General features: G+C 42.7%; 18 protein-coding genes. 6 read left to right on the top strand and 12 right to left on the bottom strand.

Annotated elements, in window-relative coordinates; translation table 11 throughout:
- Nucleotides 1–203: 203 nt before the first annotated feature.
- The 8 genes from PP181_RS13485 to PP181_RS13450 form a co-directional block, all read right to left on the bottom strand.
- Entirely contained in the window at nucleotides 204–1,070 is an 867-nt protein-coding gene (locus PP181_RS13485) for a PD-(D/E)XK nuclease family protein (RefSeq protein ID WP_272637506.1), read from the bottom strand.
- Between the two features lie 8 nt (nucleotides 1,071–1,078).
- Nucleotides 1,079–1,384, bottom strand: coding sequence for a PD-(D/E)XK nuclease family protein (locus PP181_RS13480; RefSeq protein ID WP_272637505.1), 306 nt, complete (start codon nucleotides 1,382–1,384; stop codon nucleotides 1,079–1,081).
- 119 nt (nucleotides 1,385–1,503) lie between these two features.
- Nucleotides 1,504–2,724, bottom strand: a complete 1,221-nt coding sequence (locus PP181_RS13475; RefSeq protein ID WP_272637504.1) for a hypothetical protein — start codon at nucleotides 2,722–2,724, stop codon at nucleotides 1,504–1,506.
- A gap of 2 nt (nucleotides 2,725–2,726) precedes the next feature.
- The gene (locus tag PP181_RS13470) at nucleotides 2,727–3,956 is read right to left on the bottom strand and encodes a restriction endonuclease subunit S (RefSeq protein ID WP_272637503.1); all 1,230 of its coding nucleotides are present in this window, start codon (nucleotides 3,954–3,956) and stop codon (nucleotides 2,727–2,729) included.
- 2 nt (nucleotides 3,957–3,958) lie between these two features.
- Complete coding sequence (locus PP181_RS13465; protein WP_272637502.1) at nucleotides 3,959–5,521, bottom strand: type I restriction-modification system subunit M; 1,563 nt, start codon at nucleotides 5,519–5,521, stop codon at nucleotides 3,959–3,961.
- 155 nt (nucleotides 5,522–5,676) lie between these two features.
- Nucleotides 5,677–8,073, bottom strand: coding sequence for an AAA family ATPase (locus PP181_RS13460; RefSeq protein WP_272637501.1), 2,397 nt, complete (start codon nucleotides 8,071–8,073; stop codon nucleotides 5,677–5,679).
- Nucleotides 8,074–8,223: 150 nt separating this feature from the next.
- Nucleotides 8,224–9,147: a hypothetical protein gene (locus PP181_RS13455; RefSeq protein ID WP_127139864.1), complete on the bottom strand. Its 924-nt coding sequence runs from the start codon at nucleotides 9,145–9,147 to the stop codon at nucleotides 8,224–8,226.
- 244 nt (nucleotides 9,148–9,391) lie between these two features.
- Nucleotides 9,392–9,676 carry a helix-turn-helix domain-containing protein gene (locus PP181_RS13450; RefSeq protein WP_272637500.1) on the bottom strand — a complete coding sequence of 95 codons (285 nt, stop codon included), beginning with the start codon at nucleotides 9,674–9,676 and terminating at the stop codon, nucleotides 9,392–9,394.
- A gap of 515 nt (nucleotides 9,677–10,191) precedes the next feature.
- Here PP181_RS13450 and PP181_RS13445 point away from each other — a divergent pair.
- The 4 genes from PP181_RS13445 (at nucleotide 10,192) to PP181_RS13430 (ending at nucleotide 17,322) form a co-directional block, all read left to right on the top strand.
- Entirely contained in the window at nucleotides 10,192–10,314 is a 123-nt protein-coding gene (locus PP181_RS13445) for a hypothetical protein (protein WP_272637499.1), read from the top strand.
- 130 nt (nucleotides 10,315–10,444) lie between these two features.
- Nucleotides 10,445–13,477 carry a SusC/RagA family TonB-linked outer membrane protein gene (locus tag PP181_RS13440; protein WP_272637498.1) on the top strand — a complete coding sequence of 1,011 codons (3,033 nt, stop codon included), beginning with the start codon at nucleotides 10,445–10,447 and terminating at the stop codon, nucleotides 13,475–13,477.
- A gap of 16 nt (nucleotides 13,478–13,493) precedes the next feature.
- Complete coding sequence (locus PP181_RS13435) at nucleotides 13,494–14,924, top strand: RagB/SusD family nutrient uptake outer membrane protein (protein WP_272637497.1); 1,431 nt, start codon at nucleotides 13,494–13,496, stop codon at nucleotides 14,922–14,924.
- 76 nt (nucleotides 14,925–15,000) lie between these two features.
- Complete coding sequence (locus tag PP181_RS13430) at nucleotides 15,001–17,322, top strand: zinc-dependent metalloprotease (RefSeq protein WP_272637496.1); 2,322 nt, start codon at nucleotides 15,001–15,003, stop codon at nucleotides 17,320–17,322.
- Nucleotides 17,323–17,439: 117 nt separating this feature from the next.
- On the opposite strand, the gene PP181_RS13425 is transcribed toward PP181_RS13430, so the two are convergent.
- The 4 genes from PP181_RS13425 to PP181_RS13410 all read right to left on the bottom strand — a co-directional run bounded on the left by PP181_RS13425 (nucleotide 17,440) and on the right by PP181_RS13410 (nucleotide 19,644).
- Nucleotides 17,440–17,685: a DUF6520 family protein gene (locus PP181_RS13425; RefSeq protein WP_272637495.1), complete on the bottom strand. Its 246-nt coding sequence runs from the start codon at nucleotides 17,683–17,685 to the stop codon at nucleotides 17,440–17,442.
- A gap of 57 nt (nucleotides 17,686–17,742) precedes the next feature.
- Nucleotides 17,743–18,195, bottom strand: coding sequence for a MauE/DoxX family redox-associated membrane protein (locus PP181_RS13420; RefSeq protein WP_272637494.1), 453 nt, complete (start codon nucleotides 18,193–18,195; stop codon nucleotides 17,743–17,745).
- Nucleotides 18,196–18,291: 96 nt separating this feature from the next.
- Nucleotides 18,292–19,218, bottom strand: a complete 927-nt coding sequence (locus tag PP181_RS13415; protein ID WP_272637493.1) for a helix-turn-helix domain-containing protein — start codon at nucleotides 19,216–19,218, stop codon at nucleotides 18,292–18,294.
- Between the two features lie 45 nt (nucleotides 19,219–19,263).
- Entirely contained in the window at nucleotides 19,264–19,644 is a 381-nt protein-coding gene (locus tag PP181_RS13410; protein WP_272637492.1) for a DUF7793 family protein, read from the bottom strand.
- A 199-nt stretch (nucleotides 19,645–19,843) separates the two neighbouring features.
- Here PP181_RS13410 and PP181_RS13405 point away from each other — a divergent pair, with 199 nt between their 5' ends.
- Nucleotides 19,844–22,249: an aminotransferase class I/II-fold pyridoxal phosphate-dependent enzyme gene (locus PP181_RS13405; protein ID WP_272637491.1), complete on the top strand. Its 2,406-nt coding sequence runs from the start codon at nucleotides 19,844–19,846 to the stop codon at nucleotides 22,247–22,249.
- A 12-nt stretch (nucleotides 22,250–22,261) separates the two neighbouring features.
- Nucleotides 22,262–23,101, top strand: coding sequence for an RteC domain-containing protein (locus tag PP181_RS13400; RefSeq protein ID WP_127139874.1), 840 nt, complete (start codon nucleotides 22,262–22,264; stop codon nucleotides 23,099–23,101).
- Nucleotides 23,102–23,215: the final 114 nt, after the last annotated feature.

Below are 23,215 nucleotides of genomic sequence, written 5' to 3'. Positions count from 1 at the left end.
TTGGTTAGTGAAAAAATGGGGGAAGACAACTAAATTCAAGTTGTAAGAGACAAGATACTATTATATACCCAAAACCTATTGTACAAAAACCCCAGAAATTCTAGGGTTTTTGTGCATTCACATTCGCTCTTTCTATTATAAAAACACTTGCCAAATTACCTCTTTCTAGAAGTTAGGTTTGTCCTTTTCGGTCTTTGCCACAACTATTTCAACGTCGCCAAAGGTGCTTCACTAACACTACAGATTTCCAAAAGTTTCTCTTTAACAAACTCAATCAATTCCTCTCGTTGGCTGGCATTAAATAGCTTGGAACGCTCACTTACATCATCAAAATACAGTATATCCCTGTTATAAGGCCATATATTGCTTTCCCTAAAGCCTGACTGAAAATATGCATGTTGCCCCAAGGCTTCTTTCAAAGGTGCTCTTTCCACTTTATCTTTATTGGCTATAATGCCATATATGGATTTTTGCCAAGGCATTTTGGATTGTCCTTCCAATTTGATGGAAATATTTTTTGGCCATTTGTCATTGGAAATAATTATTCCCTTCCAAGACTGGCTCAAATCATCGTCTGCCTTAATGTTCCAGTGGTCGTCCAATTCACTTTTAAGTCTTGCCACAATCTCATCCACAAACTTTTTGGTAGTTTCCAGTTCCACATCGGAGATTGCATTACTAATGGTTTGGGCTGCATTGTAGTTTTCCTTGACAAGCTTGTGCATTTCTTTTTCCATTACATCGGATAATTGATTGGTTAGTTTCTTTAATAAAATAATGTATTGCCGTATGGACTCCCTAAGAATCGGGTCTTCTGCGGATTCCTTTAAACAGGCTTCCAGCCAGTCTATAATATCTGTTTTATACGAAAGAGAATAGTAATCCTTGTCCAGAACCAATTTACCTTTACTTTCTGATGAAGCATCGGAACCATTGAGCGTTAAGTAATATACCGTGTTGTTTTCTTTGTTATGATTACAATAGCGTTGTAGTTGCACATTCTGGTCGGCTGCGTAGATTTTATTCTCAATGCAAATGCTGTTGACTAGGTCGGTTATGTAAATATCCACCCTGCCCCCTAATAGGTTGGCATCATTCGTCTTCCTATATACTTTTCCAAGACAACACTTGCTTTATCCAAATTGATGGTATCATTCCCCACGGTTTGTAAGAACAATTGCAAAAACAAGTCTCCCTTTAAATGCGAACCTTTGGGATTGAGCAATTCCCCTAAAAGAGCGGAATGTGTACCGTTCTCCTTGTGTTCCATGTTGAGGATGGAGAACACATTAAAGTTTTCCCCTTTTAATCTCGACACCTCATTGTGGTGGGCAATGATTCTTTTGGCGTCCTTGATCAGTTTTTTTTCGTTGGTGTACGTCATATACTAAATTGGTCTATACAAATAGCTGCTGCAACAAGCCTTTTTTAAACTTTTGGGTGTTTTCAACTTGTTATTGGTTTGCCAGGCTTCTTGTAACATGTATTCGGGTTGGGAGGTCATTATCTAAATTTTCTGAAAGCTTGAATGAATTGGTAAATCCCATAGCCCACCAGTAATCGGCCAATAAAATCAAAAACATAAAAACAAGTGCCATATTCCACTCCATCGCCTAAATAGTCGAATTTATGCGTGGGCAATAAAAACTGAATAAAATATTTTAAACCATCCAAAAAAGCCGCAAGAGAAAAATTAGGGTAAAAATCATATTTGGAAGTGGCCATAACCGAACCGAAGAAAAAAGGCCAGCCCACTAAAACAATGAACGCGAAAGCTCTTCCATACGAAGAACCATGATTATTGGAGCACTTATTTAGCCATAAATTAAATTGATCCAGTTTTACCTCTAAATATTTCGCTTTTTTTAGAACGTGTGACTTATTTTCTTCCACAAGCTTAATCCGAAGCTCATTTCTTAATGTTTCCTTTTCCAGCTTTTTGTATTCAATACTTTGAACTACATTATTTTGAGAAATATGCTCTTGTTTTAAAATTCTGAACGTTTCTCTCTTATTCTTAATGGGTATTTCAGCAGTTTCAGAAATCGCTCTTTCATAAGTTTCCTCTGAAAGATTTTTATTTAGACACTTATAATCTTTAACATGAAAATCAAAGATGCCCATTTCACCTGAACGTATAGCCGTTGATAAATCAAAGCCTTTTTCAATTTTTGTGCCTCTAAAAAGAATGAGTTTGTCTATAAGGCTATACGTGAAAAGTACATTTTCTTTAAAAGCAGTGGCACTAAAAACTGTTGTCCCCAAAAATTCTGTTTTGAAGAAAATTGTTGGTTGATAAAAAACACTTCTCCAAAAATCTGCTAAATCATAAAATGTTGTATTTCTAAAATTAACATTGTCATAAAAATAACATTCCCTAAATCTTATTTTACCGTTCAAATAATTATTTTCAGCATCAACAAAATTAAATTTGCAACTATTGAACTGTAGATTACTTTCAGATTCTACAAGCTCTAGTAAATACTTAAACTGACAGTTTGAAAAAGAAAAATGTTGCTTACTATTATTAGGTGAATATCTAGCCTCCCATTTTTCACTAGCTGATTCAGGTATTATTCTTTCTTCATTTATAGGCAATGTCAACGGGAAGTTTATTTCTAGATTTTTCACGCCAAAATAAAAATCCTCATCAACTTCAAAATAATTCTGTTTGAATAATTCTTCAAGTTCTTTCTCGCTATTTACTGGTATTAACTCTTCCATTTCTACACAAACATCTGCTGCAAAAGCCCCTTTTTAAACTGTTGGGTGTGTTCTATTTGAGCCTGCACCACGGCTATTTTTTTATCAATGACACTTAGAAAATCGGCGATTTTGGTTTGTTCTTCTTTTGAAGGTGTAGAAACCTTTATTTTTTCAATTTCAGACTTACTTATCTCAGAAAAGGTAGAACCATTTGCTCGTTTTAATAATTGATGTTTATTCATTTTAACCCAATTAAAAATAAAGACATTGTTGTTGTCTTTATTGACAATTAAAGATTGAAAGCCTTGATTAGTTGTGCACTCTTTTAAAGTTATGGCGACTTCTCCAATAGTTGCTCTAGTTGTCATTAAAATAGTTCCCACTGGAAGAATTTTTGCCGAAGATTTCTTTAAACCTAATTTTGACAATTTTCTAATGCTTTCATTGACAAAATCTTTTTTGATTTCAGTTGGTGTGAACCATTGAATATTTCCATTCCAATACTCACCCTTGCTTGTCTTAGGAGTACCCCCACCAACAATTTCACAAACATCCCCCAACCGTTTCTCCTCCCAATTAGGGTATGCACTCCCACCTGCTTTGGTAAACCGTAATTGTGGAACTTGCCCTGAGCATGCCGAAGGGAAGATTTGCTGCATCACACCCTTCTTATAGTCTTCCAACAAACGTTTCTTTTGTTGTAATTGGGCTATTTTTTTATCAACAGATGAAAGAAAAGAGGCTATTTTTTGTTGTTCGGGGAGTGTAGGAATGTTAATAGGTATACTTTTCAGGTCACCTGTAGTAAACCCTTTTATTGAAGTTCCTTGAGAGTGTTGAAAAAGTAGCTTACTCTTTGATATGAAATAATAAGCTATGTAATAGCTATCGTCTTTCCTTGGTATTAAGTTTGCAAAATCCTGACTTGTACATAAGTCTTGATTCGCAACAGCCACTTTACCAATTCCTACCCTCGCAACAAATAATATACTACCCTTCGGTATAACTTTAGTTGCACTTTCAGTTATGGCTAATTCAGATAAATATCTTGAAATATTTATATTGTGAATGTCATTTTCCTTAATGTCCGAACTTGAAATCCAAGGTGTTTCACCTTGCCAATACTCTGATTTATTTGTGGATGGGGTGCCTCCTCCTTTAAATGTTCCTAACATACCAACTTTTTCATCTTCCCATTCATCCGAAAACTCAACAAACCGCAATTTCGGCACCCGCTTTTGTTCTTTCATGGTTAAAACGGTGTTTTAAGGTTCAGTTGTTGGCAGAAGTCGGCAATGAGGGCATCCGTTTCGGCCATATCTTTTTCCAAGGCCTGTAAATCGGTGGCCACTTGGTCCAAATCCACAGGCTCCTCTTCTTCAAACGTATCCACATAGCGGGGTATGTTGAGGTTATAATCGTTTTCGGCCACCTCTTCCAAACTCGCTATATAACTAAATTTGTCTTTGGTGCTTCGGGTGCGGTAAGTATCTATAATGGCATCAATATGAGCTTCGTTCAGTTTGTTTTTATTGCCGTCTTTTTCAAAACCCTGTGAGGCATCAATAAATAAAATGTCATCGTTGTGTACCCTGCATTTGCTCAACACCAAAATACAGGTGGGGATGCTTGTGCCATAGAAGACATTGGCAGGCAGACCTATCACGGCATCCAAATAATTCAGTTCCTTTATCAGGTATTCCCTAATGGTGCCTTCGGCACTCCCCCTGAACAACACACCATGCGGCAACACGCAGGCCATGGTACCGTTTTCCGCCAATTGGTACAGCATGTGTTGCACAAAGGCAAAATCGGCCTTACTGGTGGGCGCCAAACGCCCGTATTGGCTAAAACGCTCGTCGTTTTCGTTCAAGGGGTTGTTTTTGCCTTTCCATTTGGCCGAAAATGGTGGATTGGCCACAATGGCCTCAAAACGCATATCCAAATGTTGGGGTTGTTCCAGCGTGTCCTCCTGCCTAATATCAAAGTGCCTGAAATGGACATCGTGCAAGATCATGTTCATCCGGGCCAAGTTGTAGGTGGTGCGGTTGAGTTCCTGCCCGAAAAAATCATCCACAGGCACCTCCCTGCTCACACGTAACAGCAAGGAGCCCGAGCCACAAGTGGGGTCATATACGCTTTTAAGCCGTTTTTTGCCCGTGGTCACTATTTTGGCCAGTATCTTGGAGACTTGCTGCGGGGTATAGAATTCGCCTGCTTTTTTCCCTGCTCCGCTGGCAAATTGTGAAATCAGGTACTCGTAGGCATCGCCCAAGACATCCGCCTCTGCATCCTCCAGGGCAAAGTCAATTTTATCCAAATGAAACAGCACTTTGGAGATAAGGCTGTTTCGGGCTTCGGTACTTCTGCCCAGTTTGGTACTGTTGAGGTCCAGGTCCTCAAAAAGTTTATTGAAATCGTCCTCGCTTTCCGTACCCATGGTACTTTGCTCAATACTGTTGAGAATGCTTTCCAGATCGGCAAGGATAAAGTTGCTCTCGTTTTCGGTATTGGCATTGCCCTTTTTGGCTATGGAGCTAAAGAGTTCATCAGGTTTTAGGTAGTACCCCAATTTTAATAGGGATTCCTCTTTAATGGCTTCCAAATCGCCTGCATCGGTAACCAAAAGGTAATCCTTAATTTGCTCGGTTTCCAATAACGTATTGGCGTATAGGTATTGTTTTTCGGAAAGGTATTTGTAGAAAATAAAGCCTAGAATATAATCTCTAAATTCATCGGCATCCATTTTGCCTCTCAACTCATTGGCAATGTTCCATAATTGCGTTTCGAGCAGTTTCTTTTGTTCTTCGGACATGAAGTATATTTAATTTTGGGTAGGGGAAATCTTATTATTCTCAAATATATGGAAACATTCGGTTTTAAGGGTAGCTTACAGATGGACTGGGTTGTTTGAGCGTTGTACTCCGTTAGTTAAGGGCGGGGCCATCCGCTTGATTGTGAGCAGTGTTTTTATTCTTCATCTTGAATTTCTATTCCGATACTCGATAATAAGGCTTCATATTGTTCATTATCTTTTTCTTTTATTTTATCTAGAATAAACTCTGCAGTTTTTTTCATTTCAGGTATGTCTATCGGTGTCATACTTCTTTCAAACAACCCCTCTAAATGTGAAAATTCGTTGTTAATTCTATCAGTCATTATCGAGGCTTGTCTATTATTCCCAAAGAACTTTGTTAGTTTATCAACTTGTTTGATAGTATTTGGGTATTTGTAGTATAGAAAAGCCTCTAGGAATTTCCGTGTATTATTTCCGAAATTATAGTATAAATTATGTTGATTTTCATCATCTGTCTCAGCAATCGAGCACTGATAAATTTGGTGGAAAAGGAAATTAAACTCTGTTACATAATCTTTTAAATACCTTGGCATTAATGTGATTTTACTTATTTCATTTTCTCTTGAAATCAAAAAATAGTTACAATGATTTTTGTTTAAAGCACTTGGCAATCTTTTTAAGTATTTTAAGAAGTCTAAATTATGAGTGGAAATAAATATCTGTTCATACTCTTGACTTGTGAAAATTTCTGCATTGATAAGACTATAAACGAAAAAAATATGATTACTATCTAAACTCGAAATTGGATCGTCAATCCAAATTATTGGCTTACTTCCCTTTGTTTCGACATCTTCAAGCTTTGCCATAAAATAACAAAACGCAATTAGACTGCTTTCACCTTCACTTAAATGATGTGCCTTGTTTCCGTTCCTTACAATTTCAAATTTTATTTTCTTCCCTCCAAACTCATCAGTATCCTCTAATGCTTGTAGTGTCAAAAAATCGTGACCAAAAAAATTATTTAAATATTCATTTACTTTAATTGCCCCTTTTTCTTCATCATTCATCAACCGCTCTTTAGCTTCGATTTGAGCAATTTGTCGCTTGATTTTTTCCTCCACATCATTCTTGGATTGAGTTTCAGCATCTGAAGTGTCTTTTAAAGATTGCACTCTTGCTTTTACAGTTGAAAATTGAATGTCAGTAGTAAAATCGCTTACCTCTCTCAATCTCAAAAGCTTCTTTGCTTTTGTCTGTTCGGTTTCCAAGGAACTACTGTATTCGTTCGCTTCTGTCCTAAAAGTTTCATATTTTTTCCAACAATCCTCTAGTAATTTACTATTATCAGTTACATCATTGTACGATTTAGAATTGAGTAGGTCATCTTTGCGTTCAACAAGCTTTTCTTTTATAGTATTTAAATCTGATTTTAATACATCAATCGCTTGTTCTCTTTCTTCTATTAAAGTGTCCAAGTCTGAATGAAACTTTGAGTAAAACAAATTTTTGTCAATTACTAGTATGGTCTCAATCTTCCGAATTGAATTTTCCGTTTCAGAAATTAAAGAATCAATTTCCTTTTCTAGTTTTTCTGATTCTTCATCAAAATGACTTTCTAATGCATTCCAACGTTCTTGTGAAATATCATTACCACAAAAAGAGCATTTTTCAAGCTTGTCCTTGTGTAATTGGCGACCTTCTTTTACCCAACGATTTAAAATTGCGTCTTTTAAAAGCTGCTCAATTTTATTGGAATTGCTAATTGATTTAGTTACGAGTTCTTTTGCCTTTCTATTTAGTGTATTTAAATCAAAAGTTGGTTTTTCAATTTCTGGAATGTTTGCATTTGTACTTTCATTGAGCAAATTCAATTTCGCTGTTACTTCTTGATCAGTTAATGGCTGAAAAGAGGTGTCCGAAACGGTTTTTACGTCACTTAGTAGTTTGGTGATATTATAGTTTTGGTCTCCAAACTTATCGGATTTGTATTTTATACCATTCGGATTGTTTGTTGCTTTATACCTTAATTGGTCATTTAAGCTATTGTTTGCGGTTTGATATGCTTGTAATGCAGTTGTTGCTCTCAATGAAGCATTTTTTAATTCAAGATAAAATCCTGTAGCATCAATTTCTTCTTCAGGATTTTCTTTCACACCCAGTTCATTTTTTAAAGCTTGAATTTCAGCTTCAATTGTAGCATTCCCACCAATTATGGCAAAAGGTGCTATGCTTTCATCAGGATTTACGATGAAACGAAGATTAGCCTTTACAAAGTCCTCATTGAAAACTCTGATTTTTTTTCCGTGTGCAGTTAAATTAGTTGGTGTACCATCAGCAACATCAGTTATGCTAACTTCAAATTCAGGGTTTTCATATTTGTCGGATAAATTGCCTGTTTCTAAAGCTCTTACAATACGCGACAAAGTAGTTTTTCCCGAATAATTCCGACCATAAAAAATATTGATTAGTTTAAATAGAACAACATTATTTCCGCTATCACGCATAGTTGAATCCCAATCAAAATTTTGAAATACAGCAAGATTATTTATTGATTTAAACTTTTTAATCATCTATTCGTATTGTTCTGGTTACATTGCTCACAACGGTCCGCAGCTAAGTAACGTGGAGCTTTCGAAGCTCTTACTTGTCCGTCCGTGACAAATTTAGCCACGAAGAGCGAAACCACTAACTGCCCCTTGTTTTCTTAGGTACTGTTGTTTTTAGTTTTCTGTTATTCCAATTGCATCTGCTAATTCTTTTAATCTACCAATTAAAAGTCCTGCTTTATTCCCCCAATACTTTATTTTCGAAATTTTATCTTTTAACCACTCAAGTTTAGGGTTCTTCTCTTTTAGAACTGTTTCGATCAAATCTTCAATAATCTCTTTGTCTGAGCCTTCTACATCTTTAGACTGTAACTCTTCTTTTAATTTTTTAAGTTCATCATCTAAATCAGGTTTAACCCATTTGACTAAATTCTCGTTTGAAATGGAAATGTTTCCTGTTTTGGCGGTATTTTGATTCAAGTTATTAATTGTAATTCTTCCTATACCTTCAATCTTCTGCGCTAAATCTTTAATATCTGATTCTATTCTAGAATACTGTTGAGAAAGAATTGTCATTTGTGATTTTAAGTCGACATACATTGATATGTCCAATCCAGGTTGACCATAATTATTGCTTTCAATATTATTATCCCCTTTCTTTTCTTCCTTTCCTTCTTTAGGCTTAATATTAATCATACTCAATGTTGAAGAAAGCATACTCTTTTGTTTGCCAAGATTCCGCAAGAGATTATTTTCGAACTTGCTCTTATCTTGACTCCAAATCTGTTCTTTCAGTTCAATAATGTCTTTATTCTTTTCATACAAATCGACCAAATCAGGTTTTCGAGAAGGCATAATATTCGAAATAATTTGGCTGGTTTGGGAATACCAATCTTCATATTTGTCAATCAATTCCAATTGGGTATTTAAAGTGTCCCCGGAAGGCTCAACCCAAGAATAGTCAGAGAATCCAATTACTACTACGCTCCCACCTCCTGTGGGAGAGTATTTAACCTGTACTTTTTGAAAGAATGCTTTAGCTAGCTCTTCTATTTCGGGAACCTTTTTCAGTAGGTCTTCTATTTGTTTCTTATTCATCTGTCTATTTTAATTAAGCACAACTTATTTATATACCCAGTTCTTCAGTATACACCGCCAAAATAGTTGGCCATGCCTAAGCCACGCCTCATAATGGTAGGTACAGCTTTCTTATCGTTCAACAAAGTTCTGGGGGGAGTATTGACGCTAAATGTAAGAATTTTCTAGAAAAGGAAAATGTGAATTTCTGTAAGAGACTTAAAGTGGGGGAAGGGCAAACTGAATATTTACTTTAATTGAATCCCTAACTGTTTTTAGGTTGAGCGGCTTTGATGTTTTTATATTTTTCTTCTTTTATAGGGTATTCAGGCCAAAAGTCTTTAGGTGAGCACTCCAATGCTATTGCAATTAAATTCAAGTGAATTGTATTGTATTTGGCCTTTTTAGAAGGCGCTTCTATCTGTGAGATAAAACCAATATTTTTTCCAATAGCTAGAGATAATTCTTCCTGCGTCACATCTTTGGCTTCTCGAATTTCTCTAACTCTAGATATTATATAACGTTCTATTTCGTCCAGCGATTCATGCATCCATCAAATTGAAACAAATTCTCAAAGAATAATTATGTACTATAGTACAGATTAAAAAATATTGTTATATTCGTCTAGAATTACATATTTTGCGATTCTTCGTTTAGAACATATTTGAAGCTATCGCTTTGAATCTCGACTTGAAAACTGGTAATTTTTAGTACACGAGAGGATAAGCAGATTGGCTCACGACCCGGGCGTGAGCTCTCTTATTCGTGTACAGGTATACCAGTACCTCAAGTCGGTAAGTTGAGTTTTCACGCCCAACTTTTTTCTTAGCGTTTGGTTTCTTTTTAGACTTTCGGGGCATCGCCCAACCATTTGGGTTATGGGAAACAATTGGCAGCTTTTTTTTGTAGGGTTCACACCGTGTTTTTGTCCCGTTTTTGGGGCATCGCACTCGGTGTTTGATATCCTGTTTAAAAAGAAGCCCAAGAACCCCGTATAACCTCCAAAGGCTAGTGCTATGGGATGCACGTTACATTTTTTTCCGGTTCACGATATCTCTTTGTCCCATGGCAAACGACTACACTTTTGGGCAACCGGCCCATAACAAGATCATAGCCACCATTATTTTTTGGGAATCCATTTCCGAGGGCCTTTGCCACTTGGACAGGATGGCCTATGTCCGAACCTAAATGTCCTAACACAAGTTACGGCTTTGCAGTGACTTTTGGGGCAGTGTGGATAAAAACCTATGGGCAGTTTCGTAATTGTCCCGTAGGGAATGCAATGAAACTAACAAAGTTATCAAACGAACTCAATTTTATGCAACTAGTAATACCATGTATGCGCAGGGCATCCCTGTTCATACTCCTATATGTTTTTTTAATGCCCATTTTAACGCAAAAACTGCAGGCGGGCACTGCCTTGGAACCACCACAGGCCACCGTATCCGGCACCGTGACCGATACTTCGGGGAGTCCCCTGGCCGGGGTGAACCTAGTGGTGGAATCCAAGAATGTTGGAACCATGTCCGATCTGGACGGTTCTTTTTCCATTAATGCCGGTCCTTCTGATGTGCTCATCTTTTCCATGGTGGGTTACAAGACCCTTACCGTGCCCATTGGGGGTAGGGAAGAGCTCTTTGTTTCTTTGGAAGAGGATGTTACTGCGTTGGGGGAAGTAGTGCTCAATGCAGGTTATTATACCGTTTCTGAAAAGGAACGTACTGGAAATATTGCCACTATCAATGCCGGTGTTATCGATAAGCAGCCGGTGAGAAATCCCTTGGCGGCGATGCAAGGGCAAATGTCCGGGGTCAACATTGTCCAGACCACGGGACTGCCCGGTGGTGGTTTCGAAGTCGAGGTACGGGGCAGGAATTTTATCAATGGTGTTTCCGACCCCCTGTATATTGTCGATGGGGTTCCCTTTGGCTCCCAATCCTTGGAGGCGTCTCGGATTTCCAATGAAATCATTGGAGGGAATGTCAGTCCCCTCAATGCCATCAATCCCAATGATATTGAGAGCATAGAAGTGCTCAAGGATGCGGATGCCACGGCCATTTATGGGTCCCGTGGCGCCAATGGGGTGGTGCTGATCACCACTAAAAAGGGGAGGTCTGGAAAGACCCGATTCGATGCCCATCTCAGTTCCTCCTTGGGCGAGGTATCCCACTTTGTGGAACTGATGGATACAGAACAATATTTGGAAGTTCGCAGGGAGGCCATTAGCAATGATGGGTACGGCTCCTTATTGGAGGACCCTTTCTATGACTTTGTTTGGCCCGATATCAAATCATGGGACAATAATCGGTACACGGACTGGCAAAAGGAACTGATCGGGGGTACTGCCTACCGGAACAATGCACAACTTTCCGTCTCTGGTGGCGGAGAATCGACCCAGTTCTTGGTCGGTGGCACCTACCAAAGAGAAACTACGGTCTTTCCAGGGGATTCCCACTATAAAAAGGCTTCCGTACGCAGCCAGGTCAACCATGGCTCACCTAATGGAAGGTTCAAGTTAAGTTGGTCCACGATCTATTCCAATGAGTACAATAAGATGCCGAGCGTTGACTTCAGTGCAAAGGCCAATTCCTTGGAGCCCAATGCCCCTGCACTCTATGATGAAGAGGGCAACCTGAACTGGGAGGGGAATACCTGGGACAACCCATTGGCTTCCTTGGAGGAAACGTATGTGGCCCAATCCAATACCCTTATCTCCAATGTCATGGTGTCCTATGGTATCTTGCCCAATCTGGAACTGAAATCCAGCTTTGGATTTACGAGTTATCGGTTGGATACCTATCGGACCATGCTCAGTTCGGCCACAAATCCAGGAAGGAATCTGACACCCCAAAGCTATTCCAATCTGACCACCAATGCCTCGCAAAGGGAATCTTGGATAGTGGAGCCCCAATTGCACTGGCGGAAGGATTGGGAGGGTGTTTCCGCAAAGGTGTTGGTTGGAACGACCTTTCAGTCGGAGACCACCCAACAATTTGTGTTGAGGGGATTGGGCTTTCCCAATGATGGCTTGATCAATAATATGTCTGCGGCGCGAACACTGGAAGTACTTTCTGATGCCGATAGCGAGTATAGGTACAATGCCGTGTTCGGCAGGGTCAACCTGAACGTATTGGATCGATATATCCTTAACCTAACAGGACGTCGTGACGGATCCTCACGGTTTGGTCCGGGCAGGCAGTTCGGGAACTTTGGGGCCGTTGGTCTTGCATGGATCTTTTCGAGGGAGTCCCTGTTCGGGGAAGGTTCCGTGCTCAGCTTTGGTAAGTTGCGTGCCAGTTATGGTACTACGGGGAGTGACAATATCGGGGATTATCGTTTTTTGGATACCTATAGTGTTTCAGGGGACGATTACAATGGTGTGACCATTTTGGAGCCAACTGGGATTTTCAACCCCCAGTTCGGTTGGGAGGAGAATCGAAAGTTGGAGGCGGCCCTTGAGCTTGGGTTTTTCAATGATCGTTTGTTTCTGAATGCTTCTTGGTACTGCAACCGATCCTCCAACCAACTGGTAGGGATACCCTTGGCGGCCACTACAGGTTTCTCGGAACTGACAGGGAATTTCGATGCCTTGGTGGAGAACACGGGATGGGAGCTGGATCTGCGTACCGTTAATCTCAGCTCCAAAAAATTGAATTGGTCCACTACCTTCAACCTGACACTTCCCAAAAATAAGCTGGTGGCCTTTGACGGTCTGGAATCCTCCACTTTTGCCAACCGTTATGTTATCGGCGAACCCCTGACCATTGAACGGCTTTTCCATGCCCTGGGAGTGGACCCGGAAACCGGTGTGTATACGTTTGAGGACTACAATGAAGATGGGGGCATCAGCAGGTCTGAGGACAAGGAATGGATAGAGGACCTGGCTCCTGAGTTTTATGGCGGTCTAGGCAATTCCTTGAGTTTGGGGAATATTACCTTGGAGGTTTTTTTTCAGTTCAAAAAACAGAAGGCTTTTAATGCCTTTCGGTATCGATCTACCCCTGGTTATAGGGGAAACGCCTCCGTGGATTTGTATGACCGTTGGCAAGAGCCTGGGGATGTGGCCCCAATCCAACGGTCTTTCAGTGGATTGGCACCCTCAGGGGGATGGGGCGCTTTTCAGCAGGAGAGTAATGCCGCTGTTTCCGATGCCTCCTTTATTCGATTACGGAACGTATCCCTGAACTATAAGGTTCCCACACTGGATAATGGCTTGGATGTGAACGTCTACCTGCAGGGACAGAATTTATTTACCCTGACCGATTACAAAGGGCCTGATCCCGAAGAACCCTCCAGAGACCGTCTTCCGCAGTTAAGAAGGATATCCCTTGGCCTGCAACTAAGTTTTTAATGAAAAAATGAACAAGATGAAAATTTTAAAGCAAAACATATATCATGCAATCTCTTTTGGCGGTAGTCTTCTATTGGATAAAGGAACCATTCTCCGATCATTTCTTTTGGTCGCCGGTCTAAGTATGTCCGCTTGTACGGATTTTGTGGAAGTGGATCCCCCGAGGAACAATTTGGTCTCGGAGACTGTTTTTGACGATCCGGCCACGGTGGAATCGGCATTGGCCAACCTCTATCATGGAATGCGGGAAGGCGGAATGGTGTCCGGTAGCTTTGGGATGACCCCTTTATTGGGTGTGTATAGTGATGAACTGGATTATTTTGGTTTTGATGCCGATTTTTCCCAACTGTACTATCACAACCTATTGGCGAGCAACGGTACCCTAATGGATTGGTGGGGCCAAGCCTACCACCTTATTTATGCCGCCAATGATATTATCAAAGGGGTGGAGCTTTCCGATGAACTTACCAAGGATGAAAAGAATAAGTTTAAAGGCCAGGCACTCTTCGTTAGGGCCTATATGCATTCATTATTGGCCTCGCTCTATGGGGACGTCCCCTATATCACCACTACGGATTACGTAAAGAACAACAAAGTGTCCCGAATGGACGTGGTCGTGGTTCAAGAACATATCATTGATGATTTGGAAGCGGCCGTGGACCTTTTGAAGGGATTGGATATGAATCAAGGGGAACGGGTACTGCCCGATCAATACGTGGCCCAAGCCTTTTTGGCACGGATGTATTTGTACTCGGAACGTTGGGAAAGGGCAGCATCCCTTTCCACTGAACTTATCAATGTCTTTGAACTGGAGAATGATCTGGATCAGGTGTTCTTGAAGGATTCTCCTGAGACCATATGGCAGCTCAAGGCGGAAGATGGTGAAAATACAAAGGAGGCCGGCCAATTGATCATCCAGTCCATCCCTGGGCAAACCTATGCACTGACCGATGGGCTTTTGGGAGCCTTTGAGCAGGGTGACGGTAGACGGGAACACTGGATAGGAGGTGTTACGGATGAGGATCATACGATTACGCTTTTTTATGCCCACAAATACAAGGCGGACTCCAATGAAACGGAGACCAAGGAATATTCCATTCTCTTTCGGTTGGCCGAACAATATTTGATCCGAGCCGAGGCCCGAGCCCATTTAGGGAATGTATCCGGTGCTTTGTCAGACCTCAATGCCGTAAGGGCCAGGGCAGGTTTGGTTGAGGTTACTGCCAATTCAACGGAGGCGTTGTTGGAGGCCATTCTCAAAGAGCGGCGCGTGGAACTCTTTACGGAACAGGGGCTCCGTTGGTTTGACCTGAAGCGGACAGTGATGGCCAACGAGGTAATGGGTGCCCTAAAGCCCAATTGGAAACCTACTAATGTGCTGTTTCCCATTCCTGAGGCTGAACTGGAAACCAATCCAAATCTATTGCCCCAGAACCCCGGGTATTGATTTAGACAGGGAAAAGCCACTTGATAAGGCTCCTAAGGAGAATTGGCTTGATTTACTAATCTTAAATATAACATGCATGAATAACTATATATTAGGTTTCTTTTGGTCACTATGTGTCATGGCGAACGTCTTTGGGAGAATGCCCATGGCGCATACCCTTGTGCCATTTGTGTTACCTCAAGAAAAACCTCCATTTTTAACCGCTTTTATGGAAGGGGACCAACTGTTCCTTGAAATTCCGGACCAACAATTGGATCGCCATATGATGTTTATGTGCTACAATGGGGTAAAGCGCAGTTTTATACAAGTGGTCTGGTCCCTACATAACGATAGCATGGTCTTGAAGCAACAAAGCATTGCATCCACTGCTGGAATCCAAATCCCGGTAGTTCCGGGATTGCCACTTAAAGAAAATGTTATCGCCATCTTTCCAGTAGAAAAGGAGAATACGGGAGCAAAGGGTCATTGTGTCAATATCACGGATCTCGTGTTGAGGAAGGAGATTAAATGGCCCCAAACGTTTGGCGGGGTGTCCTTTGGAAGTCCTATCCCGGACATATCCCTGGTTGTCGATGCGTATAATGGGCAGGATGAAACCCTGTTCAAGGTGCGACGTGGAATGGCCACTTCAGGTTCAAGGGTGGCAAAGCCCTTGATCTTTGGCTTCTGCGCCTTGGGAGAACCCATGAAAGGAAGGCGGTTTGATTACCGTATGGGATTCAGTAATGAAGAACAGGACAACGGTTTTCATTTTGGCCTGAAAAATAGAAAGGCCAATATCGGGCGGTGGCGTCTTAAAAAAAAGTACGATGATCAAAAGGTGAGTGTTCCCGAAGAACCCATTACCTTTTTGATCTCCCCGGAGGTCCCCAAGAAATGGAGATCCTATGTCAAAGCGGGAATAGAGGAGTGGTTGCCCGCTTTTGAATCGGCAGGGTTCAAGGATGCCTTGGTGGTCAAGGAAATGGACAGTCTGGATACGTGGCAGGCCCATAGTATCCATACCAATGTGGTGCATTGGTCCCAGAAAAAATTTTTTAGGGACAAGGAGTATCAGGATTTCGGGGGGACCATAGGTAACGTTGTAGACGCTAGGTCAGGCGAGATTTTAAAGGGTGATATCTTTTTGGGCGGCTCGGTGCGGAGTGCATCGGAAAGATACTTTGTGCGGTCCTCGCCCTTGGACAAGAGGGCGCAAAACTTTCCTTTTCCCGATGAACTTGTCGGGGCACTGTTCCAAAGGACGGCGGCCCATGAAGCGGGCCATGTCTTTGGATTGTTGGACGGGAATTTTGGGGAGTATATCTATCCATCGGACAAAATGAACGATAGTACCTGGTTGGCGACCATGGGCCATACGCCAAGCGTGATGAACTATGCCAGGAGCAACAACATTCCCCAGCCCGGGGACAGTATTCCTCCCCATTTGTTGATCCAGCATGTGGGTCCGACAGACCACTATAGTATACAATGGGCCTATACGGAATTTCCCCAAGAGATATCGGCCGAGGAAGAGAAGACGGCCTTGGAACGAATGATTCGATGGCAGGATACCGTGCCTTGGTATCGGTTCAATCTCAACCAAATGGAGGTGGTCGGGCCGGTGAATACCAGTCAGGTGGTAGAGACCAATGATCCTGTCCGTAGTACGGAACTGGCGCTGAGGAATGTAAAACGGGTTATCGAAATGTTGCCCCAAGTGACCCAAGGACAGAGCGACAATGCCCGTTTGGATCGTCTATATACGAAATCCGTAGCGTTGTGGAACGATCATATGAAACATGTGCTTTCCCTTGTTGGGGGATATGATGTGCAATATCAATCCCTGGATCAACCGGGTAATCCGTATGAACCGATTCCATGGGAAAAACAAATGGAGGCCTTGGACTTTTTATTGGCCAATGCCCTGGATGCCCCTGAATGGCTTACCGATCCAGCTTTTCATTCCAGGTTGAAGTACTCCTCCTTTCCAGATCAAGTCGTGGCTTATCAACAGTTGTTGATATTGGATATGATCGTCGCCAATCGACTGAAACGATTCGAGCAAATGGAAATCAGAAGGAACCAAAAAGATTTGCTTCGAGCATATCTGCACAGATTACAATCAGGGCTTTTCCTGGAACTCTATGGGGATATGGATTGGGTAGCTCCTAGAAGGCAGGAGGTTCAAATGACCTATATTGATGGATTGATCGGGCAGTTATCGAAAAAACGGACTGCGCTTGGTGCCGATGAACAGTTTCTTAACTACTCTGATTATTCAAAAGGTCTCATGGTATCGCAACTTATGGATTTGAAAAAGCAACTTGAAAAGACAGTCAAAAGCAAAAGAAGGAGTGATGTCAATGGGCACTGGAAGATGTGTTTGAGAAAAATCCATAGGTTTTTGGAGCATTGAGGAAAGTTTTACCATGGATAAGGCAAGTAGCTGATTGTCCTTGGTGTTTTTGAGTTAGTGCAAAAAAGGTGCCTTGTTGAAGGCACCTTTTCTTATGTAAATAACCAAGGGAGATTGTTAATCCCTGCCCAACTTAGGACTTGTTTCGGATTGTTCCGCATACAATTGGAATCCCTCGTAGGTACATAAATCTTCCCCGTTTGGGATACATTCTGGATCAACGGTGACAGTTTGCCAACCATTGATAGGGTCGAGGTAATGGCCCTGGGCTGGCACTGTTGTCTCTTCAGTGGCAAAGGCCAGACCAACCGCCATGATGATGGCGAAGGCCGGTAAAACGATTTTTAAAAATGATCTTTTCATTGTTCTATGTATTAAGAATGATGCCTACTCTTTTACTTAGGTTTTCGGCTTTCCCTATCACTGCACAGTGTTTTTAGATGATGACTTTTTTTCTTTGTTTTCCAATAGCACAATACCGATCAGGGCCAGTGCCATCCAACAGGCATTGAACACGAGGTGGGTTTCCCAGCCCATGGAGGATATGACGCCCCCGCAGGAGCAGGGGATGGAATCACTATATCTTAGAACTAGGATGATATAGGAGGTAAACAAGCCCATTAGGGTGAAACTGGCACAAAGAGCCAATTTTTGGTATTTGGGAAACCACAGAAGGCCAGCGATCACTAACTCCAGAAAGGGAACCCCCCACGAGATCAAAGAGGCATAAGGGGATAGGTAGGGCATCCGTTCCAACCGCAGTTGAAAGATGTTCAAATGGTTCAGTTTGCTTACCGCGGTATAAACGAAAAGGACGGTCAGTAAAAGACTGAAAAGGGCAACAAACTTGGAGTGGATTCCTTTGTACGACATATCTTTTGATTTGATATGACAAAGTTCGGGAGTCCGATTTACTTAAAACGGAGCATTCCTTGATTCAAACGGAGTAATTTGCGCATTTTGAAAGGGTTACCCCCTTAATGCGGTTGGGGTCTTGCCGTATTTGTCCCGAAAGGCCCGGGAGAAATGGGCGGCGCTCTTGAAACCGTTCATATGGGCAATCTCCTTGAGGGAAAGGTTGCTGTGCTGGATCAGGGTCTTTGACTTTCTAAGACGTTCCTGGGTCAGGAAACGGAAGATTGTGGTGCCATAGATCTGTTTGAAACCATACTTCAGCTTGTATTCATTGGTCCCCATCTGGAGGGCGAGGTCCTTGAGCAGGGGAAGATCCTTATGCAAATTGTTGAGGATCGTGTCATGGACCTCCCGAATCATTTGAATGTCCTCTGGGGTCAAGGTAACCTTATGCTCCTTGATGCCCTTGGTCACTTTGAGCTTGTTTTTGGGCAGTCCCGTTTCAAAGGGTTCCCCTTTGGAAAAGAAAACGGAGTTCAACACGATTTTCTGACCGCTACCATCCAAGGCCTGGTAGACCGATATTTGACAATCCTTGGCCAGCAAAAGACCATCGTTCGTAATGAATTCCAGGAACAGTACCGTTTCCGATCGGTCCCGCTTCAAATGTTTGATCATCTTTTTTGACCAAGTCCTTTGGGAGTTTTCGGTCATGAGTTCGGTGATATGTTTTCCGATAATGTCCTTGGGCATACAGGACAACAGGGAGCAGGTTCCGTTGGTGACCAATTCAATTTGACCTTTGGCGTCCAAGATCAGGGACAGTTGTATGATACATTGCGGAGTGTTGTGTGCATTGGCAAAACCCTGATGGATAAAGGCTGCCGCTATTTCCTCATTGACCATGTTCAGCATGACCACCAAAGAGGCGATATTGTCATTTTTATCGGAAGGCTCAAGGGAATAGAAGAAGTTGCCCTTGGCCATTTCCAAAAGCATCTTTTGGATGCGCTTTATCCTAAAATCATCGTTGTTCGGCATGGTTGTCGGTTTTTAAACAGTGGATCGTTTTGATGGTCTGTGACTTCATTGCTGGCCATGTTTTTTTAAAAAGGCCAGGGCCTCGGATTTTTTGGTAAAGGACCGGGTAGGGGTCGTTAGCGCATGGGTGCCCAAGTATATGCTGCTTATCACATCCGTCACAGGGGGATCGATCAAAAAGGCCAAGGCGGTAATCCATTGTGACCCTTCCAAGGCCAAATAGTCCCGTGCCGGTTTATTGACCCTCCGTACCTCACGGATGTCGCAGAGCACGGGCATTTCCCTTCCGTTTTGGAGCATCATCCGATCTCTGACAATCATTTGGGCGGCCCTGAGGTCGATACATAGGTCTTTTTGATAAATGATGTGCATCAACGCTTCGGTCATCAGATAAACAGCGTATTTGTTTTCATGTGATCTTTTCATGTGGCAAAAACTGGTAAAAACCCTGAATTTACAAAAATACTTTTTTCGGTATCGTAACATGGGGAACACTGTGCCAAATTAAAGGTATTTGACTTGACTGAAACGGAATAATACTTGATTGAAACGGAGTAAATGATTTGAGAATACCATTTAATCTGACAATTGCCATTACTTTTTAGGACAATTTAAACCAAACGATATGGCTAAGATCAAACACCACAATTTTTTGAACACCGTGCATGAAGTGTTCACCGATGCAAAACAGGCCGGGGTGCTGCACCTCTATGCCGGGGGAGAATCCTTTTCGGGCCGTACCATCCGGGTGGGCGGTAAGGATATGTTCCATTTTGGGACCACAGGCTATTTGGGGCTGGAGCAGGATGTCCGATTAAAAGAGGCCGCCAAGGAGGCCATTGATAAATTCGGGACCCAGTTTCCACTTTCCAAGTCCTATATCTCCAATCCGCTTTACGAAGCGCTGGAATCATCCATTGGGGAAATGTACGGGCATCCCATTATCATTACCAAGAACAGCACTCTGGGCCATTTGGGGGTCATCCCCAGTGCCGTGGATGATGATGACGTCATCATTTTGGACCATCAGGTGCACTGGAGCGTACAGAACGCCGCCAAGATGCTCAAAACACGGAGTGTGCCGATTGAAATGATACGGCACAACAATTTGGAGATGTTGGAGGACAAGATCAAGAAGTACCGGGATTCCAAGCGGCACATTTGGTATATGGCGGATGGGATCTACTCCATGTACGGGGACTATGCCCCAGTTAAGGAGTTGATGGACCTGTCCGAAAAATATCCCCAATTGCATTTTTATTTTGACGATGTGCATGGGATGAGTTGGGTGGGGCAGAACGGAACGGGCTACGTATTGGACCAATTGGGGGAGTTGCCCGAAAATGTGCTCCTGTTCGGTACGCTGAGCAAGACCTTTGGGACCAGTGGGGCGGTGTTGGCCTGTTCCAACGCCAAATTATATGACAAAATCAAGACCTTTGGTGGTCCCTTGACCTTTTCGGCACAGTTGGAACCCGCTTCCGTGGCCGCCGCCATCGCTTCCGCCAAGATTCATCTGTCTGAGGAAATCTATGAGCTGCAAGGGGAACTTCGGGAACGTATCGATTATTTCAATGCTTGTTTGGGAGCTACGGAGCTTCCCTTGATAGACCGGAACGAATCCCCGGTATTTTACATAGGGACGGGAATGCCCAAAACGGGCTATAATTTTGTCAACCGCCTGATGGGGGAGGGTTTTTATGTAAATCTGGGCATCTTTCCAGCGGTTCCGGTCAAGAACACCGGAGTGAGAATCACCATCTCAAGACATAATGAAAAGGCCGAGATCAAAGGGCTGGTCGATGCCATGGCATACCATTTTCCCTTGGCCTTGGAAGAGACGGGGACGAACCCGGAAAGGGTGTACCATGCCTTTACATTGGAACCCAAGACACGGGAGGAGCGCAGACCATTGGATGATCTGACTTTGGAGGCCAAGGAATCCATAAACCAGGTAGATAGGGAAGCATGGAACCGTTGTTTGGGCGGACAGGGTGTATATGATTGGGCTGGAATGAAATTCCTGGAGTCCGTGTTCCATGGCAATTCAAAAAAAGAACATAATTGGTCGTTCCGTTATGTGATCATAAGGGATGTCAATGGAAATCCGATATTGATGACCTTCTTGACCTTTTCCCTTTGGAAGGACGATATGTTGGCCCCTTCCGAGGTGTCCCGATCCATTGAGGAGGAACGAAGGTTAAATCCCTATCATCTTTCGTCCATGATACTTTCCATGGGCAGTTTGTTCACTGAAGGAGACCATGTGTATTGGGACAGCGCGCATCCATTGGGCGATCTGACCATGAACATTTTTTTGGAGTTCATGGAACAAGAGGAACGGAAGTTAGGGGCGAAAATGACCGTACTTCGGGATTTTCCCAAGGAAAGCAATTGGAACAGTCATCTTTACGGACATGGCTTTCTCCGGGTGCAAATGCCCGATTCCTGTACTGTTGATCTACAGGAAACACCTTCTATAGAACAGTATATCGGAGCACTATCTTCCAGAAACAGGAGGCATTTTAGGAAGGATATACAGCCCTATCTTGGCTTGGTCCATTGCAGGGCGGTCCAAAAACTAACTGCTGTGCAATTGGTCCAGGCCAAAAAACTGTTTGGGGAAGTGCAGTCCCGCAATTTGGGGCTCAATACTTATTCCTTCCCCGATGCGCTTTTTGATCGGATGAACGAGAACCCCTTATGGGAATTTATTATGCTGTGCCCCACTGATGAACCGGATAGGGTAGTGGGCGTTATGTTCTGTTACACCAATACGAATCAGGTGTGCGTCCCTGCCTTTGTCGGGATGGATTATGGTGCCTTGGAGCAATACGCCGTTTATCGTCAATTGCTTTATCATACCATTGAACGGGCCATAGTCCTTGGTATTCCGAAAATTGATTTTGGAATGACCGCTGCCTTTGAGAAGCGGAAACTCGGTGCGATTGTGCAGGAAAAATATGCATACATCCAAACCCGTGATAACTTTATCTTGGAACTCTTGGGGGTCATGGAGGGACAGCAATAATGGAGCGGTGCCATGAAATATCAAAAACTGTTATCAGAATTTGAGGGCCAGTTGGAGGCCTTGGAAAGTGGGAACGGCGATATCCTTTACAAAGCGGAGAAGGGCATCGTACTGGTGGAGAAGTGCATTCATAAACTGCAAAAGCAGATTGTGGGCAAGGACTTTGAGACACAGGCGGATGAGATCTATTTCTTCAAGCATGTCAAGCCGCAGATCTTTAGCAAGCTCATCTATTACATCCGCCTCTTCAGTATAGAGAGCAAACGCCCGCGGGGAAAGGATGTGGCCCAGGTCAAATACCTACAGCAACAGATCGATAAGCTGCAGACCTTCTTCAACGACAACTTGGAATTCTATAACTATTACCGGCGTGGGGCCATGTCCATGGACGAGCAGTATTTTGTCCGGGGCAACCGGGACCTGCGCATGCCCCTGGAATCCTTTCACTTTTTGATCGATGACCAGTTCTCCACCTGTCAGGACGGCACGGTGGCCACCATCATGGCCTATGACATGCTCATCGTGTACCTGAGAAAGGAAGTGGACGATCTGAACAACAATATGGAACCTACAAAGAACACACCTATGGAAAAACCATCAAAATTATTTTGGACCGGGAGCAAGACGGACCTGATCGAGCTCCTCTATGCCCTTCACACCAGTAAATACATCAATGGGGGGACCGTTGACATCAAGGAACTGGCCTCCCATTTCGAATACTTCTACAATGTGGATCTGGGCAATTACTACCACACCTTTATCGATATCCGTTCCCGCAAGAGCAGTAGGACACGGTTCTTGGAACGGCTCATCGAGATGCTCAACCAGCGGATGGAATCCCTGGAAGAATAGCTCCCTAATTTTTCCCAAGTTGGTACCAACTTGGGAATTTTGGTTTTCGGGGGTTTTGGGGACCGATTTTTCCCATTTTCAAACTTTTTTGGACCTCACCAAAGTCCAAATGGC

The organism is Maribacter sp. PR66 (assembly GCF_028464205.1).
Taxonomy (GTDB): Bacteria; Bacteroidota; Bacteroidia; order Flavobacteriales; family Flavobacteriaceae; genus Maribacter; species Maribacter flavus.
This window is presented reverse-complemented; position numbering and strand designations above follow the sequence as displayed.